Here is a 17,619-nt window from a genome sequence, read left to right as displayed (position 1 = left end):
TCACCGGCGGACCCCTACCGCGCTTCAGTGGAGGTGGCGGCCGGAGGGCTTCCGCCCGCTTCGCCGTCGATGCGCGGCGCCGTGTCGCGCGACAGCTCGATGTCGTAGCGCACCGCGGGCCGGTCCTTCATGTCCAGCGTGAGGCCGCCCTGCTCGTAGCCCACCACGCGCACCGTGGACACCTTTCCTGGCTCCGCGTTGAAGGTGTAGCTGGATTGCACCTTGAACTTGTAGCCCTCCAGGTAGCTGAACACGCCGAAGCCGCCGCCCCGGTAGACGAGCCGCACCGCGAGCTGGTGCTGCCCCGGGACGATGCGCCCGTTGAAGACCTCGAACTGCTCGCGCTTGCTCAGCTCTTCGCCCTGGATGTCGACCTGCGTGAAGATGGGCGCGCCATCCAGCGCGTATGTCACCGACTCCAGGATGAAGGAGCTGCCCATCTCGTTCTTGTGGACGATGAGCGCGCGAGCCCCGGTGGTGACGTCTCCGCCCAGCACCGTCTCCTGGAGCAACAGGAGTCGGGCCTTGGAGCGGTAGATCTTCTCCTTCAGGTCGACGACCTGCTCCTCCAGCGTCTTCACCCGCGTGTTGAAGGCTTCATCCGCGGTGCTGTCGCCTTCGGAAGGGGCCACGGGAGGCGCCTCGGTGCTCGAGGCGGCGGCGGGCGCCGTGGGGCGCGGCTCCTGCGCGAGCGCCGCCCCACAGAGGGTGGCGCTCACGAGCGCGAGGAGGCGGAGGGTGGCGGCTGCGACACGCACTGTGCGACCTCAGGAGGCGGACGGCCCGGCCCGTCGGCAGCAGGTTGTAACACCCTTGGCCGCGAGGCGTCTTCTCACCCGCGGTACGGGAGTTGACTGCCCGGCTGCTCCCGGCTCAGCCGCCTTTCTTCAGCTCCGTGAGCACCAGCTTCGCCACGGCCTTGAGCGTGTCGAACACGCCCACGCCCGTGGGCGCCACGGCCTGATACTCGGGGATGTTGCGCGGGTTGATGGCCTTGCGCATCTCCTCCGGCGTCACCGCGTTGGGCAGGTCGCGCTTGTTGTACTGGAGGACGTACGGAATCTTGTTCAGGTCGTAGCCCTGCTCGGCCAGGTTCACACGGAGGTTTTCAATCGACTCCATGTTCGCCTCCATGCGCTCGATCTGACTGTCGGCCACGAACACGACGCCGTCCACGCCCTTGAGGATGAGCTTGCGGCTGGCGTCGTAGAACACCTGGCCGGGCACCGTGTAGAGGTGGAAGCGCGTCTTGAAGCCGCGGATCTCACCGAGCGACAGCGGCAGGAAGTCGAAGAAGAGCGTGCGGTCCGTCTCGGTGGAGAGGGAGATGAGCTTGCCCTTCGTCTCGGCCGCCGTCTTGTTGTAGATGTACTGGAGGTTGGTCGTCTTCCCGCAGAGACCCGGCCCGTAATAGACAATCTTGCAGTTGATTTCGCGGGATGAGTAGTTGATGAAGGACATGGCTTCCCGGGTTACTCGCTGAAGAGGTTGTCGATATCGTCGTCGGAGATCTCGGCGAACGGCGACCCGGCACCCGGGCTGTCCGTCTTCTTCACCAGACTCTCGAAGATCTTCGTCAGCTCGTCGCTGGCCTTCTTGATGCGCAGGCGGACGAGGCCGAGGCTGGTGCGGTTGTCGAAGATGACGACCAGCACGACCCGGCTGCCGACGATGGTCATGTAGAGCGAGTCCTTCGCCCCCTCATGGAACTGGTTGGGGAACTCGTTCTCACCGATCAGCTTGGCGAGTCCGCCCATCGCCGCCACGTTGCCGGCCGTCAGCGAGGCCAGGGACGTGGTGTCGATGTTCTGCGTCTGCCCGGCCGAGGAGATGAGTTGCCCGTTCTTGTCGACGAGGAACACCACCTTCGCGTTCGCGTCCTTGGTGAGCCGGTCGCAAACGGCGTTGATCTTGGTGAACTCCTCTTCGTACATCACCAGTTGCGTGCCCATGGGCGTATGCGCTCCTCAGCGTTCGCTCGCCCGTCTCACGGCAACACCCCGATTGTTTCTGGAGTGAATCCCGGAGGTTAGACGAGGCGCTACCGACCGTGAGGATGCTTAGCAAAGCCCCTCCACTCCAGCAAGAAGCCATCCGTTCCTCCCGGTGAGAACGCGGCTCGTCCGCTGCCCCCGCCACCCAGGGGGTCCTCGTCAAGCGTCTTTCTGGGTCCCCGGATGACGCCGGTTTGGGCGTGTTCGCGGCTTTCTCTATACTCCGCCGGGCTTTGACGCCCCCACGCCCCCTTGCCCCCATCCTGGCGCGTCTGGCGCCCTTGCTGTTGGTGCTGGTCAGCTCCCCGTCCGTCCGGGCGGAGGAGGTGCGCGAGCGAGCCTCGCTGCGCCTGCGCTACGGCGTGGCCCTCCGCAATGGTGCCCAGGCGGATGTAGGGCCTGGGCTCACCTACGACGGCTTCACCCCGAATGATCTGGCGGCGGTGGGCTCGGTCTGGGCGGGTTCCTGGCTGGGTGGGTGGGCGGCGGTGCAGCGCGAGGGCTTCGACCTGAAGGAGGGTTCCTTGCGGATCACCGGGGGCAGCCTTTTGCGGGCGTCGGTGGGTCCCAAGGTGCGCACCTGGTTGGGGCTGGTGCGGGCGGAGGTGGGCGCGGGCTATGGGTATGCGCAGCTGCCGCACTTCGGTGCGTCCGCAGAGCCGGTGCTGTCGCGAGGGGTGCGGCACGCGGCGCTGGTGAGCGGGAGCCTGCGGCTGCCGCTGTTCACCCGGTTGGAGGTGGAGGCGAGGGGTGAGGTGCCGGTGTCGTTGGCGGTTCGTGACTCGGCCGGGGCGAAGGCGGAGGCGAAGGGTTTCGCCGCGGGTGGCGCGCTCCTGTTCCCGCTGACGGGCACGCAGCGCTGGTCCGGCACGCTGCTCGTGGACTTCCAGCACGTGCAGGACACGGTGACGCTCGCGGATGGGACTCGGTCCGAGCAGCGCATGCGTCGGGTGGGCGCGGCGCTGGAGCTGACCTGGAATGACGCTCCCGAGTCCCGGGTATCGGAGCCGCTGCCTCCCGAGCGGGTGCCGGCGGGGGGCCTGTCGCTCCAGGTGCTGGACGCGGAGTCGGGCGCGCCGCTGGCGGGAGCGCGGGTGGTGCTGGTGTCTGGAGGCGTGGAGAGTGCGCCGCGCGAGGCGGATGCGCAGGGCTCGCTGGAGAACGTGGAGCTGCCGCCAGGTGACGTCGTGGCTCGGGTGAGCGTGGATGGCTACGAGCCCGCGGAGGGTCGAGTCACGGTGGAGGACGGTGGGCGCGTGGTGCTGTCGGTGCGCGCGCGCAAGCTGCCGCCTCCCACGGGGGGCTTGAAGGTGACGGTGGTGAGCGCGGGCAACGGGGTGCCGTTGCCGGGGGTGCGGCTGACGGTGGGGGCCGTGGAGGTGCGCACGGACATGAGGGGCGAGGCGTGGGTGAAGTCGCTGCCGCCAGGGCCCGTGGCCGTGGTGGCGAAGTCGCCGGGCTATCGGGTGGCGGAAGAGGCGGCCATCATCATCGCGGGGCAGGAGACGGTGCTGTCCGTGCCGCTCGCCTCGGAGCGCAAGGGCGAGCCCGCGACGCTCACGGGCCAGGTGCGCAGTGCTCGGGGCGGAAAGCCCATCGCGGCCACGCTGCTCATCCCGCAGGCGAAGGTGAAGGCGCGCACGGATGCGAAGGGTGCGTTCACCTTCAAGGTGCGCGGTGGCACCTACCGCATCACCATTTCCGCGCGCGGCTACCTGTCGCAATCCAAGCTCGTCACCTTGAAGGATGGAGAGCAGGCCATCTTCAACGTCGACCTCTTCCCGAGGCAGCGGCGGTGAGCGACACGCTTCCCAGGCTCGCTGCCTCGCTGCGAGAAGGTGAGCAGCCCCTCTTCCATGTCGATTTCATCCCGAGGCCTCAACGGTGAGTAACGCGCGTCCCTGGCTCCTGGTCCTCCTGCTCGTCGCGACGGCCTGCGACGAAGAGGCGACCACTCTGTCCAGCCCCGTCGCGGAGGTTCCGGCCTCGCCCGACGCGGGACCCTCCGTGGAGCTGGCTCGCCTGGAGGGCCTGTCCGGCGAGGTGCTGGTGGAGCGCGGGGGCAAGAAGGTCCCCGCGCGGGAAGGCCCGCTGTACTCGGGTGACGCGCTGGAGACGGGCGCGACGGGCGCGGCGACGATGCGCTTCGCGGACGGGCGCTCGGTGGAGGTGGGCTCCGACGCACGTGTCGGCGTGGGCGAAGAGGCCGGGAGCGTGGTGCTGACAGTGGAGCGCGGCATCGTGTTGTCGCGAGTCCCCGCGCGCCCGGCCGGCGCTCCCTCGAGTGGCAAGAAGGTGTCGCTGACACTGTTGACGCCCTTCGGCCTCACGCGCGTGGGCTCCGAGCCCAGCGAGGTGAGCGTGCAGGTGACGAAGGACTCCGGCCGCGTGGAAGTGAAGCTGGGCGCCATCGAGTTCGTGTCCAAGGATGGCCAGCAGCTGCGCGCGTCGGAGGGCGACTCGGTGGAGGTGTCGGCGGGGCGAGCGGAGCTGCTGCTGCGCGGCTCGCGGCTCGTGGAACTCTCACCCATTCCGGTGACGGTGCGACTGGGTTCGGGGCGCGCGGAGATGCGCGGCAAGGGCGCGAAGCGTTGGCGTCCGGTGCGCACGGAGGGCGACGTGCTGGCGCCGGGAGACGGCGTGCGCACGCGCGGCAGTGGCACGGCGGAGTTGATGCTGCAGGGCTCGTCCTCGCAGTTGTCGCTGGGGCCCTCGGCGGAGATGGTGCTGGAGGGCGCGGGGCAGGGGGGCACGCGGGACGAGGCCCGGATGGACCTGCGCCAGGGTGGGCTCGGCGTCCAGCTCGCGCAGGGACGCGAGAGTCGCGTGGTGCTGCCCGGGCTCACGCTGGAGGGTGACGGCGCGTCGCGACTGGCGGTGCGGCGCACCTCGACGGGCTATCTGGTCGATGCGCACACAGGGCGGGTGACGCTGGTGCGCGGAGACGTGCGCCAGCCGCTGCGTGCCGGAGAGCGAGCGACGGTGACAGGCGAGACGGGCGAGGCGCGCATCGAGGCGCTCGGACCCGCGCCGCTGCTGCTCGGCGAGGGAGACGGCACGGAGGTCTACCACCAGGGGATGCCCGAGGTGGCCATTGGCTGGGAGAAGGAGGGGGAGGTGACGGTGGAGGTGGCCTCGGACGAGGCCTTCACGCGGCCCCTGCTGTCCGGCACGGTGTATCAGTCCTTCGTCAACGTCCCGGCTCCCGCGCGCGGCCTGCTGTACTGGCGGGTGCGCGGCAAGGATGGCAAGGACCTCGCGAAGGGCAGCGCGACGTTCGCCCCGGAGCGGCTCGGCGGAGACCTGGACCGCGTGCGCAACGTGGTGCCGGAGGGGCTGGAGAAAACGACCATCTTCTATCAAGACAAGCCGCCGTCGGTGACGTTCACCTATGCGGAGGAGGCGTCGGCGGCGCGGTACAAGGTGGCGGTGTATCGGGTGGGCGCGCTGGAGAAGCCAGTGGCCGAGCGCACGGTGACGGAGGCTCGCGCGGCGCTGGACGCGGGCGCGCTGGGAGAGGGCAGCTACCTCTGGTCCGTCACGCCGCTGTCCGCGACGGGCGAGCAACTGAAGGGGGGACGGATGAACAAGCTCGAGCTGGTGTACGACAACTCAGTACCGATGCTCCTGGTGTCGCAGCCGCGCAACGGCCAGCGGGCCGCGTCGAAGGTGAGGACCACGGGCGTGGCGCCCGTGAATGCGCGCCTGTCCATCAATGGACGTCCCGTCTCCCTGGATGGCAAGCACCGCTTCGATACCTGGGTGGAGCCAGTGGGCGCGCCCCCGTTGCTGGTGTTTAAGATGACCCGTCCCGGTGCTCCGGATGTTCATACGGTCCGCACCCTGAGACAGCGAGGGCCTTGAGGATGTCACCCACCCAGACGACACATCCTGGCTCCGAGGACGCGCCGCCGCCGCTGCTGCGCCCGTATGGGCCCTACGTGCTGGTTCGCAAGCTGGCCGAGGGCGGCATGGCGGAGATCTTCCTCGCCAAGCTGCTGGGCGCGGACGGCTTCGAGCGCAACGTCGTCATCAAGCGGATGCTGCCGCACCTGTCGAGCATCCCTGACTTCGTGGAGATGTTCCGGGACGAGGCGCGGCTGGCGGCGAAGCTCACGCACCCCAACATCGTCCAGATTCAGGAGCTGGGCTTCACCGAGGGCTGCTACTACATCTGCATGGAGTACCTCGCGGGCGAGGACTTCTCCACGACGCTGCGGCTGGCCGGTCGTCGGCGGCAGTACCTGCCGTTCCCGATTGTACTGCGGGTGCTCATCGATTCGGCGCGAGGGCTGCACTACGCGCACGAGTTCACGAATGACATGGGGCAGCCGCAGAACGTGGTCCACCGCGACGTCTCTCCGTCGAACCTGTACCTGACGTATCAGGGGCAGGTGAAGGTGCTGGACTTCGGCATCGCCAAGGCCGAGTCGCGGCTCGCCAACACGCGCACCGGCGTCGTGAAGGGCAAGTACATGTACATGGCGCCGGAGCAGGCGAAGGGCGGGGAGGTGGACCGTCGCGCGGACATCTTCGCGCTCGGCGTCAGCCTGTTCGAGGCGCTCACGCACGTGCGGCCCTTCTCGCGAGAGAACGACCTCGCGGTGCTCAACGCGCTCTTGCACAACGAGTTCAAGCGCCCGCGCGAGCTGCGGCCCGACCTGCCCGTCGAACTGGAGGCCATCGTCCTGAAGGCGATGTCTCCGTTTCCGGAAGACCGTCACCCCACGGCGGAGGCGTTCGCCGAGGACCTGGAGGCCTTCCTCGGCGAGCACCTGAGCGCCGCCGGCACGCCGCAGCTCAGCGCGTTCCTCCGCTCCCATTTCGGTGAGGAGCGCTTCACCGAGCGCACCCGCATCCCCACGCTGGCCTCGCTCTCCGCGGCCCTGGGGGTCGTGACGCAGGCCACCGGGTTGATGGAGACGGGGACGAACGTGGTGGGCGCTCCGGTCTCCGTGGGCGGAAGCACCGATGTCGCCACCGCGCGCGCCTGGGGGGCCCGTTCCCCCGCGTCGTCATCGGGACTGGTGCCCGCCGCGACGAAGACGCCGGCCACCGAGACCTCCGTTCCACCCGTCGAGGCCCCGCGTTCCCGAGGCTGGCGTCCGCTCGTCGTCGGCCTCGCGGGAGGCTTGCTGCTCGCGAGCGTGGGGCTCGTGGGATACCGGCAGCTCGTCGCGCCCGCGTCGTCGGGTGGCGAGGTGGCGGCTCACGTGCCCACGGCTCCCGCGAATGACGTGAGCATGAAGGTCCAGAAGCCTGAGCCGGTCCCCGTGCCCACTCCGCCAGAGGTGGTGGCCGCGCCCGTGGGGACGACCGTGCAGGGGCCGGAGGCTGTCCCGACCACCCCTGAAGGTAATCCGCCAGCGGCCGTGGGAGCCCAGGCGGCGCTGCCGGGCAAGGGCGACGACGAGGTGGCCGAGAAGCCGCTGAAGGCGCCACCGGCCAAGAAGCGCATGACGCTGGGCGTGGGGGACATCACCCGCGTGGTGGAGAAGGGGCGCTCGCGCATCACCGCGTGCTTCGAGAAGAACCGCGCGGACCTGCCGACGAGCGAAGGGCAGGTGCAGGTGGAGTTCTCCATCGTCTCGTCGGGTGCCGTGCGTGCGGGCGTGCGCGGACCGCTGGCCGAGACGGCGGTGGGCCGCTGCCTCCAGTCCCAGGCGCAGCGGCTGCGCTTCCCGGCGCATCGCGACGAGGAGGTCAACGTACTGGTGCCGTTCGCCTGGCGGCTGACCCGGTAGGAAGCGCGGCGCCGGTGTTTGGCGCCGCGGGGTGCCTCAGAGGTCGCGGCGGGCGGACAGTGCCTTCGCCAGTGTGGCCTGGTCGGCGAACTCCAAATCACCACCCATGGGCAGGCCCTGGGCGATGCGGGTGACACGCAGACCCATGGGCTTGAGCAGTCGCGTCAGGTACAGCGCGGTGGCCTCGCCCTCGACGTCCGGGTTGGTGGCGAGGATGAGCTCCTCCACCCGGCTGTCGTTGAGGCGCTCCAGCAGTTCCTTGATGCGAAGCTGCTCGGGGCCCACGCCTTCGAGCGGAGACAGCACGCCGTGCAGGACGTGGTAGCGACCCTTGAACTCCCGGGTGCGCTCCAGCGCCATCAGGTCGGCGAAGGTCTCCACGACGCACAGCACGCGGTCGTCACGGCGGTGGTCGCGGCAGAAGCCACAGGTCTCCGTGTCGGTGAGGGAGAAGCAGCGCACGCACAGGTGCACCTTCTCCTTCACCTCTCGGATGGCCTGCGACAGGTCCGCGGCGTACTCACCGGGAGCACGCAGAATGTGGAACGCGAGGCGCTGGGCGGTCTTTTCGCCAATGCCCGGCAGCTTCGCGAGCTGGGCGACGAGGCGGTTCAGCGGATCGGGCGTCATCCGGTATCAGGTAACGCCGGGGATCTTGATGCCGCCGGAGATTTTGGCCAGCTCGCGCTGCATGTGCTGACGGCTGCTCGCCAGGGCGCCATTCACGGCGGCGATGATGAGGTCCTCGAGCATCGACGTGTCATTCGGGTCGATGACTTCCTTGTTGATCTTGATGCTGCGGATCTCCTGGATGCCGTTGGCCACGACGGTGACGCGGCCATCGCCAGCCGTGGCCTCGACGGTCTCCTCGGCCAGCTGCTGCTTCCGCTCTTCAATCTTCTCCGTCAGCTTGTTCGCCTGCCGGATGAAGTAGTTCAGGTCGACGCCAGGCATGTGCTTCCTCGGTACTCGGGGGAGCGGCACCCTTCATGGGTCCGCTCGGGCGTGGAGTGTGGCGCGCACCCTACCGTTGCGCGGGGACAAAGTCAGGCGCTGTCGTCGGGGGCTTCGATTGGAGCGTCGGCGGGCGAGGCGGCGGCGGGGCGCTCGGGCTCGTAGATCTGGATGTGCTCGATTTCTCCACCCAGCCTCAGGAGCACGGCGCGGACCGAGGCGTGGTTGCGCACCTTGCTCTCGGTGTTCTTCTCGTGGGTGGCCCGGCTCTGTGCGTCACGCTCGGCGATGCTGAGCGAGGCCCGCGTGTCGTCGGCGGACACGTCCTGGAAGGAGAGCTTCACCGCTCGGCCGAAGTGCTCGGCGAGGAGCTTGTCGATGATGGTCTTCCCCGCCGCGGCGGACACCGTCATCCGGTGCAGGCCGGCGGAGGGCAGGAAGCCGAGGATGATTTCTCCGGCCTTCATCGACACGAGACGGCCGTTGGCGAGCGCGGTGCCGTGCCGGAGGGAGGAGGCCTTGACGCTCTCCACCGCGGCGCGCCAGCGCTCAATCAGCGGAAGGTTCGGGTTGTCGCGGCCTCGTGCCCCCGCGGGTGCGGGCGAGGTGGCGAGCACGGGAGGCGGCTCCGGCTCCGGCTCGGCGGCGGGAAGCTCGGGTTCGGGGATGCACTCGCCGGAGGCACAGCCGCCCGGGGAGGCTTCCTCCGGGTAGAAGCGCGAGTCCTCGTCGTCGACGGCCACGGACTCGGGCGGGCCCGGTGGGGCTTCCGGCTTGCGGACGTTGATGACGCGGACACTGGGCGCGGGCTCGGTGGTGCGAGAGAGCGGGGTGGCTCCGGCGTGAGGTCCGGGCGAGCCCACGGGCGCGGAGGGGGCGGTCCCGACGGAGGGCGGGGTGGCGGTGCCCTGGCGCAGGAAGGACAGGGGACGCGCGGCGGAGGGTGGCAGTCCGTCCAGCACGGGGCCCGAGGGCAGGGGAGTCTCGACTGCGAAGCCGCCGGGGCGAGGAGGGGCTTCCGTGCTGGTTTGCCCGCCCGTGGCGACGGCGAAGCCGCCGGGGCGAGGAGGGGCTTCCGTGCTGGTTTGCCCGCCCGTGGCATTGCGCAGGAAGGACAGGGGACGCGCGGCGGAGGGCGGCAGGCCGGCGATCACCGGGCCGGTGGCGGCGACGGGAGGCGCGACGGTGGGGGGCGGAGGTGGGCTCCAGGCACCCGAGAGGCCTGAGTCTGATGCGCCGCCAGGGTGCTGAGGCAGCTCGATGTCATCTGGAGGCTCGGCCACGTAGTCCGACTCGTCGTAGCGCGAGGCTCCGAAGTCACGCGGCGCAGCCTGGACGTTTGGGGCCTGCGGGCCTTGTGCGGACTCGTCGTGGCGCGAGGCTCCGAAGTCACGCGGCGCTGCCTGGACGTTCGGGGCCTGCGAGCCCCGTGCGGACTCGTCGTAGCGAGTGGGGATTGCGTCGCGCGAAGCGTCCTGGGCGAAGGGCGCCTGTGAGCCTTGTGTGGCCACAGCGTAGCGTGTGGTGTTTGCGTCGCTTGAAGCGCTCTGGGCGAAGGGTGCCTGTGCGGGCTCGGCGTAGCGAGCGGTGTGGGCGTCGGGAGGAGTCCCGTCCGAGTGCGGCGTCTGGCCCCCTTGCGTCGACTCGGTGAATCGAGCGGGCCCTGCACCGAGCGGTGCTTGAGGAACCTGGGTGTGCTCGCTGACTCGAGCCGCGCCCGTGTCGCGAGGTGCTCCCTGGGTCGACCACGGCGCATCCCCCCCTATCCGAGTATCGACATCGGAGAGAGGCCCGGACGCGCTTCCAGCGGGCGCCGGTACCGAAGGGGCACGCGCTATCGAAGCAGCGGAATCAAAGGCTGTACCGCGAGCCTCCCAGGTGGGGGGAGGCGGGGCGGAGACTTCCGGACGAGGAGCCTGGCGGGGCTCAGGCGCGAAAGTTCGTGGAGCTGGAGCGACCTCCTGGCGCTCCAGCATTGGTCTTGTTGGCACCCTCACCCTGGGGAAGTCCGGCGGCGAGCCGGTCTACCCGCGCCAGCAGCTCCGGAATGGATCCACCCGGCGACAACTGGATGGCCTTCAGGAGCGCCATCTCCAACGCGAGCCTTGGCTGCGCCGCACGGGACACATCCCAGACGCTGCCGTGCACCACGTCGAACAGGCGGGTGAGCTGCGCGCTCTCTGCTTCCTTCGCCAGCGCGATGAGCGCCTTCTGCTCGGACTCAGCCAGTTCGGCGGGCGCCTCGCCCAGCGTCTTCGTGACGAAGAGGTGGCGCAACTGGAGCGCCAGCTCCTCCGCGAGCCGCTTCAAGTCGAGCCCGCGGTTGAAGACCTCCTCCACGCGCTCGAGTATGCGCTTGGCGTCCTTGCGCACCAGCGCCTCGGCGAAGTCCTGCACCATCGTCCGGTCGATGGCGCCCAGGGCCTCGGCGACTTCTTCATCCGTCGGACTGGCGCCACACGAGGCGAGCACCTGGTCCAGGAGGCTCAGCGCGTCGCGCATGCCGCCCTCGGACTGGCGCACGACGAGCGACAGCGAACGGTCGGAGATGCCCGCGCCTTCCGCCTTGCAGATCTCCTGGAGCCGCTGGAGCATCCGCGCCGCGGAGATGCGGCGGAAGTTGTGACGCTGGCAGCGCGAGAGAATCGTGTCCGGGAGCTTGTGCGCCTCCGTCGTCGCGAAGATGAACTTCACGTGACCGGGCGGCTCCTCCAGCGTCTTGAGCAGCGCGTTGAACGCCGCTCCGGACAGCATGTGGACCTCGTCGATGATGTAGATCTTGTGCCGGTCTCGCTGCGGCAGGTACTTCGCGTTCTCGCGAATCTCGCGGACGTTCTCGACGCCGTTGTTGGACGCACCGTCGATCTCCGCCACGTCCACGCTGGTGCCGTTGGCGATTTCGATGCACGCCCGGCACTCGCCGCACGGAGTCGCCGTGGGGCCCTTCTCACAGTTGAGGGCCTTGGCGAGCAGTCGAGCGGCCGTCGTCTTGCCGACACCACGAGGGCCGCAGAACAGGTACGCATGAGCGACCCGGTCCATCTTGATGGCGTTCGCGATGGTCCGGACGACGTGCTCCTGTCCGGTCATGTCATCGAACTTCTGCGGGCGCCATTTACGCGCGAGGACGAGGTAGCTCATGGGGGCCTTCATCTAAACACGATGGCGCGGAGGATCCATCTCCAGGCGCTGGGACTCAGCGTCCCAGGGCCTTGAGGACCACGCCCGCGGCGTTGTGGCCGGCCGCGCCGATGACGCTGCCGGCGGGGTGACAGCCCGCGCTGCAGAAATAGAGCCCCTGCACCGGCGTCTCGTAGGGCAGCCGGTCGGTGAAGCCCCGCTTGTTGTCCACATGGTGGATGTGGCCCCCCGTGATTCCGAAGTGACTCTCGATTTTCGGGGGCGTGAGAGCGAAGTACTCCTGCACCTTGTCACTGGTCCCCGGGGCGAAGCGGTCGCAGATGGAGAGCAGATGTTGCACGTACCGCGACTCCTCCTTCTCCCACGTGGTGCCCTCCAGCTTGTAGGGCACCCACTCCACGAAGAGGGCGGAGTTGTGGTGCCCCTCGGCGTCGCGCAGCGTGGGGTCCACGGTGGTGTGGATGTACCACTCGATGGAGGGGAACTCCGACAGCTTGCCCGCCTGCGTCTCGCGGTACGAGCGCTCCAGCGCGCCGAGCACGTCGTCCTCCTGCGGCAGCAGGTGGATGGTGGGACCGAACTGGCCCTTGTCCTCGGGCAGACAGGTGAACCTGGGCAGGTCCTTCAGGCACAGGTTCACCTTGAGCGTGGTGCCCGGCACCGCCATCGCGTTCACCTTCGCGCGGTAGTCCGCCGGCAGCGCCGCCGAGTCCACCAGCTTCAGCGTGCGGAACGGGTCGCCGTTGGAGATGACGACGTTGGCGCTCAATTCCTCGCCATTCTCCAGCACCACGCCCTTCACCACGCCCGCGTCCACGCGGACGGAGGTCACCTTCGCGCCCGTGCGGATGGTGGCGCCGTACTTGCGCGCGACGTTGGCGATGGACTGGGTGACGGTGCCCATGCCGCCGCCGACAATCATCCACGTGCCGCCGCTGCCGGGCAGTCGGCACATGTTGTGGACGAGCAGGTTCATCCCCGTCCCCGGCGTGTCATAGCCGCCATCCAGCCCGGAGAACGCGTCCGTCACCGCGTACATCGCCTTCACGAAGTCGGACTTGAAGCGGAAGCGCTCCAGGTACTGGCGCGCCGAGCCCCGACACAGCTGGATGAAGTTCTGCCGCAGCGCGGGACGGATGTAGCGCTCGGCGGTCTCCTCGATGGAGAGCGGAGGCAGGAGCCACGAGGGGGCCAGGTCGTCGCGCAGCGCGCCCAGCTCCGTGTTCATCGCCTGGTTGGCCTCCCAGTCCTCCTGGGAGAAGAACTCCAGGAACTGGCGCTTCAGCTCGCGCTCGTCCGAGCCGAACAAGAGATATCGCTTGCCCGTGGTGGGCAGGAAGTAGTGCGGGTCCCTCCGCTTGAGGGGCAGGTCCAGCTCCAGCTCGCGCAACAGCTCCGGCGGCATCAGGCCCAGGAGGTACGCGCCCGTGGACACGCCAAGCCCCGGCGCGCTCTTGAACGGGTACTCCGTGCGGCACGCTCCGCCAATGACGTCCTTGTCCTCCAGGACAGTGACTGACAGGCCCCGGCGCGCGAGCATCGCCGCTGTCACGAGCCCGTTATGTCCCGCTCCCACCACGATGACGTCCGGCATGTGTCTTCCTCCTCAGGGAACCGCGTTCCTACCCGAGCGAGGGCCTGCCGGACAAACGTCACCTGGCTTGCACCCGGGCGCGGGGCCGGGGAGAGTCCCCACCGCCCGTGTCCGCACCCCTGCCCGACGCACCCACCGCCCCCGTGTCGCTCGAGAACCCGCCGGCCGATGCTCATCGTCCCGAGCCTCGGAAGCACACACGCCTCACCTGGTTGTCGCTCGCGGGTGTGGCGCTCCTGCCCGCCATCGTCGCCGTGACGCAGCTGGGCCGCATCCATCCCGACGAGGTCTATCAGGCCCTGGAACCCGCCTACTGGCGCGTCCACGGCTACGGCGTGCTGGCGTGGGAGTGGCGCGATGGCATCCGCAACTGGGCTGTGCCTGGGGTGCTGGCGGCCTTCCTCAAGCTGGCGCGGATGCTCGGTATCACCGACCCCCAGGGCTATCGCGCGGTGGTGGCCGTCCCCCAACTCGCGCTGCATGCGTGGAGCCTGTGGGCCGCATACCGCTTCTCCGCCCGTCGAGCTGGCCCCGCGGGAGGCTGGCTGGCCGTCCTGTTGCTGGGCCTCTATGGACCGGTGCTCGTCTTCGCCGGACGCACGCTGGCGGAGTCGTTCTCCACGTCCTTCCTCGTGGTGGCGATGGAGGCGTTGGACCGGCGCGAGCGCGAGGGCAGGGCGGGCCTCGTCGGTGGCGCGGCCCTGGGGTTCGCCGTTGTCACGCGCTACCCGTCCGCCATCTGTGTCGTCGCGGCGCTGCTCTGGTTGATGGCCGCCCGACGCTGGAAGCTCCTGGCCTTCACCTGCCTGGGGGGACTCGTGGTGGCCGCGGGGCTGGGTCTGCTGGACCACGTCACCTGGGGCAGCCCCTTCCATTCGTTCTTCAAGTACGTCCGCTTCAACGTCCTGTCCGGAGAAGCGGCGGCCCGTTTCGGCTCGGCGACCCCGGGCTTCTACGCGATGCCCCTGTTGATGGCGGTCCCCCTCTGGGGCTGGGCCGCCGTGCCGCTGGGCCTCTGGGCCCTGAAGCGCAAGGCCGGCGTGTCCCTGCCGCTCACGTGTGCGGGCATCTACCTGGCGGTGCTGCTGGCCACCGCGCACAAGGAGGAGCGCTTCCTCTACCCGGCCCTGGTGTTGGGACTCCTCGCCGCGGCCCCCGTTATCGCCGCCTTCATCACCTCGCGGGCCCACGGGGCAGTGCGCTGGGGGCTGGCCACGGTGGCGCTGGCCTCGGGGCTCGCTTCCGCGTTCTTCTTCCCGCCCAATGATCTCCGCGCGGACCAGTTCCGCGCCATCGTCGCGGCGACCCGGATGGGAGGCGCGACAGGGCTGGTCATCGTCAACGAGGGGCTGTGGGGCTCCGGCGGCTTCTTCTACCTGGGCCAGGAGATTCCCTGGCTCACCTGCGACTGGCCCCGGGACGGCGCCTTCCAGCAGGGCATGCGCGAGCGGCGCTTCAATCGCGTTGTCACCTTCGAGGACCGGGCCCTGCCTGAAATCCAGGCGGCGGGCTTCCGAATCGCGAAGCGCATTGGCCGAGAGACGCTGCTCGTCCGCGACTGAAGCCGAGTCAGAAGCTCGGTAGGGGAGGGCGTGAGCAAGGCGCCTGGCGTCCCCTCGTGTTCTTGCCCGCAAAGGCGAAGAGCCAGACCCCCGAAACGGGAGACTGGCTCTTCAGAACGGCCGGGACACACGCGGTAGATCGCTACCGTTGCTTCCTTCCGGACCTGGCGGGGTTCGCGCCCCCACGTTGTCCCGACCACAAAGGATGTAGACATCGACTGCTGAAACAACAACTACGGAGAGGGTGGGATTCGAACCCACGATACCCTTTCAGATATACACGCGTTCCAGGCGTGCGCCTTCAACCGCTCGGCCACCTCTCCAAGAAGTCTGGAGCGGAGAGCGTAGGATTCGAACCTACGATACCGTTCCCGGTATGCCTGATTTCGAGTCAGGTGCCTTCGACCACTCGGCCAGCTCTCCAAGTATTCAATTGTCGCGTCGTTTCGCGCGCAAGCGCTCGAAGAACGACTTTAGAAGAATCCGGCTGTCTTCCGCCAGGATACCACTCGTGACCTGGAGCCGGTGGTTGTGACGAGGCTCTTCGGCCAGATTGTAGAGAGAGCCGACTGCACCTGCCTTCGGGTCCATGGCGCCAAAGACGAGGCGCGTCACCCGGGACTGCACCAGCGCACCGGCGCACATCGCGCACGGTTCCAACGTCACATAAAGCGTGACGCCCGTCATCCTCCAGACCCCCAGATGCCTGCGAGCGGCATCCAGTGCGAGGACTTCCGCATGGGCAAGGGGATTGCGGTCCACTTCGCGACGGTTGAAACCCGTTCCAATGATGTTTCCATCATGGACCGCTACCGCACCGACGGGGACCTCTCCGAGTGTCGCGGCTTCCCGCGCGAGCGCGAGCGCCTGCTGCATGAAAGCTTCGTCGTCACTCATGGAGACGGCGTGAAAAGAAGGGAGCGCTCCCTGGAGGATTCGAACCTCCGGCCTTCGGATTCGTAGTCCGACGCTCTATCCAGCTGAGCTAAGGGAGCAAAATCTTCACGCACTGCTACAACAACAGGTGGCGGAGAGAGAGGGATTCGAACCCTCGATACCCTTTCGAGTATGCAGGTTTAGCAAACCTGTGCCTTCAGCCTCTCGGCCATCTCTCCAACTCTTCTCTGTCAAAGAACCGCAAAATTCAAGCACAAATTCGGAGGCGGTAGGATTCGAACCTACGGAGAGCTTGCACCCTCTGCGGTTTTCAAGACCGCTGCCTTCAACCGCTCGGCCACGCCTCCATACAACAACTTCAGCCGGCGGTGTCCCTCGGACCGACGTCGACCGTGGGGCCGCCCTTCTACCTCATTCCGCGCCCGTTGCAAGCGGATGATCACAGTTCTAGAGCGGCTTCAGTTCCTTGATGCCGCCCATGTAGGGCCAGAGCACTTCCGGGATGGCGACGGTGCCGTCGTCCCGCTGGTAGTTCTCCAGGATGGCGATGGAAGTGCGGCCCACCGCGAGCCCGCTGCCGTTCAGGGTATGGACGAGCTGCGGCTTGTCCCCCTTCTGGGCCCGGAAGCGAATCTTCGCCCGGCGGGACTGGAAGTCGCCGCAGTCCGAGCAGGACGAAATCTCCCGGTACGCGTTCTGCCCCGGCAGCCAGACCTCGATGTCGTACGTCTTGCGGGCGGAGAAGCCCATGTCTCCGGTGCACAGCAGCATCACCCGGTGGTGCAGGCCCAGGCGGCGCAGGATGTCGCACGCGTCGTCCGTCATCGACTCCAACTCTTCCAGGCTCTTGTCGGGCTGGGCGAACTTCACCATCTCCACCTTGTGGAACTGGTGCTGGCGGATGAGGCCGCGAGTGTCCTTGCCGGCGGCGCCCGCCTCCGCGCGGAAGCACGGGCTGAAGGCGCAGTAGCGGATGGGCATCGACTCGCCCTCGAGGATTTCGTCCGCGTGGTAGTTGGTGACGGGCACTTCCGCGGTGGGGATGAGGAAGCGCTCGGGGTCGCCCAGCGTCTTGAAGGCGTCATCCTCGAACTTGGGCAACTGGCCCGTCCCCATCATCGTCTCGCGCAGCACCAGATAGGGCGGAAGCAGCTCCGTGTAGCCCTTCTGGGTGTGCACATCGATCATGAACGTGACGAGCGCACGCTCAAGCCTCGCCAGGGCGCCCTTGTAGAAGGTGAAGCGGCTGCCGGAGACCTTCGCGGCGCGCTCGAAGTCGAGCATGCCCAGCTTCTCCCCCAGCTCGAAGTGCTGCTTCGGCGTGAAGGGCAGGTTCGGCTTCTCACCCCAGCTCTTCACCTGGACGTTCTCGTCCGCGCTGGCACCCACGGGCACGGACTCGTGCGGCAAGTTGGGGATGAGCAAGAGGATGCGGTCGATTTCCTCCTCCACCTCCTTGAGGCGGTTCTGCTTGTCCTTGATGTCCTGGGAGACGGCGCGAAGGTCGCCGCGCAGTGCGTCCAGCGCATTGGGGTCCTCCTTCGCCTTCTTCTTCATCTCCTCGTTGGCGGCGTTGCGGCGCGCGGCCAGCGCCTCCATGGAGGCGAACAGCTTCCCGCGCTCGGAGAACAGCGCCTGGAAGGGGCCGAGATCCAGGTTGCCGCCCCGCGTCTTCAGGCGAGCGACGACCGCATCGAAGTTCTGCGCAACGTTCCGGAGGTCCAGCATGGGGG

The 17,619-nt window shown here is 68.3% G+C and carries 14 protein-coding genes, 5 tRNA genes and 1 other RNA gene; 4 read left to right on the top strand and 16 right to left on the bottom strand.

The features are described 5' to 3' along the window. Positions 1–14: 14 nt before the first annotated feature. The 3 genes from HUA76_RS42990 to mglB form a co-directional block, all read right to left on the bottom strand. Entirely contained in the window at positions 15–758 is a 744-nt protein-coding gene (locus HUA76_RS42990; protein ID WP_174458521.1) for a dihydrolipoamide acetyltransferase, read from the bottom strand. Between the two features lie 115 nt (positions 759–873). Beyond that, positions 874–1,461: a gliding-motility regulator Ras-like GTPase MglA gene (gene mglA, locus HUA76_RS42985; protein ID WP_141648177.1), complete on the bottom strand. Its 588-nt coding sequence runs from the start codon at positions 1,459–1,461 to the stop codon at positions 874–876. Positions 1,462–1,472: 11 nt separating this feature from the next. Continuing rightward, complete coding sequence (gene mglB / locus HUA76_RS42980; RefSeq protein WP_002637270.1) at positions 1,473–1,952, bottom strand: gliding-motility regulator GTPase-activating protein MglB; 480 nt, start codon at positions 1,950–1,952, stop codon at positions 1,473–1,475. A gap of 275 nt (positions 1,953–2,227) precedes the next feature. Between mglB and HUA76_RS46355 the strand changes: the two genes are divergently transcribed. The 3 genes from HUA76_RS46355 (at position 2,228) to HUA76_RS42965 (ending at position 7,738) form a co-directional block, all read left to right on the top strand. After that, positions 2,228–3,793, top strand: a complete 1,566-nt coding sequence (locus tag HUA76_RS46355) for a collagen binding domain-containing protein (protein ID WP_174464196.1) — start codon at positions 2,228–2,230, stop codon at positions 3,791–3,793. An 85-nt stretch (positions 3,794–3,878) separates the two neighbouring features. Then, positions 3,879–5,858 (top strand): FecR domain-containing protein, encoded by a 1,980-nt coding sequence (locus HUA76_RS42970; protein ID WP_174464195.1) that lies wholly within the window; start codon positions 3,879–3,881, stop codon positions 5,856–5,858. Between the two features lie 2 nt (positions 5,859–5,860). Continuing rightward, positions 5,861–7,738: a protein kinase gene (locus tag HUA76_RS42965; protein WP_174458524.1), complete on the top strand. Its 1,878-nt coding sequence runs from the start codon at positions 5,861–5,863 to the stop codon at positions 7,736–7,738. 36 nt (positions 7,739–7,774) lie between these two features. Here the strand turns inward: HUA76_RS42965 and recR are convergent, their stop codons facing one another. From recR to HUA76_RS42940, 5 genes are all read right to left on the bottom strand, one after another. Continuing rightward, positions 7,775–8,368: a recombination mediator RecR gene (gene recR, locus HUA76_RS42960; RefSeq protein ID WP_141649169.1), complete on the bottom strand. Its 594-nt coding sequence runs from the start codon at positions 8,366–8,368 to the stop codon at positions 7,775–7,777. A gap of 6 nt (positions 8,369–8,374) precedes the next feature. Beyond that, entirely contained in the window at positions 8,375–8,692 is a 318-nt protein-coding gene (locus HUA76_RS42955; protein ID WP_141649168.1) for a YbaB/EbfC family nucleoid-associated protein, read from the bottom strand. A 92-nt stretch (positions 8,693–8,784) separates the two neighbouring features. After that, positions 8,785–10,203 carry a DNA polymerase III subunit gamma/tau gene (locus HUA76_RS45020; RefSeq protein ID WP_371823610.1) on the bottom strand — a complete coding sequence of 473 codons (1,419 nt, stop codon included), beginning with the start codon at positions 10,201–10,203 and terminating at the stop codon, positions 8,785–8,787. Between the two features lie 415 nt (positions 10,204–10,618). Beyond that, positions 10,619–11,833, bottom strand: a complete 1,215-nt coding sequence (dnaX, locus tag HUA76_RS42945) for a DNA polymerase III subunit gamma/tau (protein ID WP_141647245.1) — start codon at positions 11,831–11,833, stop codon at positions 10,619–10,621. Between the two features lie 55 nt (positions 11,834–11,888). Then, entirely contained in the window at positions 11,889–13,427 is a 1,539-nt protein-coding gene (locus HUA76_RS42940) for an NAD(P)/FAD-dependent oxidoreductase (protein WP_174464194.1), read from the bottom strand. 107 nt (positions 13,428–13,534) lie between these two features. Between HUA76_RS42940 and HUA76_RS42935 the strand changes: the two genes are divergently transcribed. Next, on the top strand, positions 13,535–14,989 hold the full coding sequence (locus HUA76_RS42935) for a glycosyltransferase family 39 protein (RefSeq protein ID WP_174464193.1): 1,455 nt from the start codon (positions 13,535–13,537) through the stop codon (positions 14,987–14,989). 110 nt (positions 14,990–15,099) lie between these two features. On the opposite strand, the gene ffs is transcribed toward HUA76_RS42935, so the two are convergent. The 8 genes from ffs to serS all read right to left on the bottom strand — a co-directional run bounded on the left by ffs (position 15,100) and on the right by serS (position 17,614). Then, an RNA gene (gene ffs, locus HUA76_RS42930) (signal recognition particle sRNA small type) lies at positions 15,100–15,192 on the bottom strand. Between the two features lie 33 nt (positions 15,193–15,225). Further along, a tRNA-Ser gene (locus HUA76_RS42925) sits at positions 15,226–15,312 on the bottom strand. 13 nt (positions 15,313–15,325) lie between these two features. Continuing rightward, a tRNA-Ser gene (locus HUA76_RS42920) sits at positions 15,326–15,412 on the bottom strand. Between the two features lie 6 nt (positions 15,413–15,418). Further along, a complete protein-coding gene (tadA, locus tag HUA76_RS42915; RefSeq protein WP_174458527.1) occupies positions 15,419–15,886 on the bottom strand; it encodes a tRNA adenosine(34) deaminase TadA in 468 nt (155 codons plus the stop codon). 24 nt (positions 15,887–15,910) lie between these two features. Next, positions 15,911–15,984, bottom strand: a tRNA-Arg gene (locus HUA76_RS42910). A gap of 30 nt (positions 15,985–16,014) precedes the next feature. Beyond that, positions 16,015–16,104 (bottom strand) — tRNA-Ser (locus HUA76_RS42905). Positions 16,105–16,146: 42 nt separating this feature from the next. Then, positions 16,147–16,233, bottom strand: a tRNA-Ser gene (locus HUA76_RS42900). A 100-nt stretch (positions 16,234–16,333) separates the two neighbouring features. Then, positions 16,334–17,614 carry a serine--tRNA ligase gene (gene serS / locus HUA76_RS42895; RefSeq protein ID WP_174464216.1) on the bottom strand — a complete coding sequence of 427 codons (1,281 nt, stop codon included), beginning with the start codon at positions 17,612–17,614 and terminating at the stop codon, positions 16,334–16,336. Positions 17,615–17,619: the final 5 nt, after the last annotated feature.

This window comes from Myxococcus sp. CA056, from assembly GCF_013336715.1.
Taxonomy (GTDB): domain Bacteria; phylum Myxococcota; class Myxococcia; order Myxococcales; family Myxococcaceae; genus Myxococcus; species Myxococcus llanfairpwllgwyngyllgogerychwyrndrobwllllantysiliogogogochensis.
The sequence above is the reverse complement of the archived record's forward strand: the minus strand, read 5'-3'. Positions and strand labels throughout refer to the sequence as shown.

Bases quoted from the DNA above. Each gene is read 5' to 3' on its own strand.
- serS (WP_174464216.1), bottom strand. From the start codon at position 17,614: ATGCTGGACCTCCGGAACGTTGCGCAGAACTTCGATGCGGTCGTCGCT.
- recR (WP_141649169.1), bottom strand. From the start codon at position 8,368: ATGACGCCCGATCCGCTGAACCGCCTCGTCGCCCAGCTCGCGAAGCTG.
- tadA (WP_174458527.1), bottom strand. From the start codon at position 15,886: ATGAGTGACGACGAAGCTTTCATGCAGCAGGCGCTCGCGCTCGCGCGG.
- HUA76_RS42955 (WP_141649168.1), bottom strand. From the start codon at position 8,692: ATGCCTGGCGTCGACCTGAACTACTTCATCCGGCAGGCGAACAAGCTG.
- mglB (WP_002637270.1), bottom strand. From the start codon at position 1,952: ATGGGCACGCAACTGGTGATGTACGAAGAGGAGTTCACCAAGATCAAC.
- mglA (WP_141648177.1), bottom strand. From the start codon at position 1,461: ATGTCCTTCATCAACTACTCATCCCGCGAAATCAACTGCAAGATTGTC.
- dnaX (WP_141647245.1), bottom strand. From the start codon at position 11,833: ATGAGCTACCTCGTCCTCGCGCGTAAATGGCGCCCGCAGAAGTTCGAT.
- HUA76_RS42940 (WP_174464194.1), bottom strand. From the start codon at position 13,427: ATGCCGGACGTCATCGTGGTGGGAGCGGGACATAACGGGCTCGTGACA.
- HUA76_RS42965 (WP_174458524.1), top strand. From the start codon at position 5,861: ATGTCACCCACCCAGACGACACATCCTGGCTCCGAGGACGCGCCGCCG.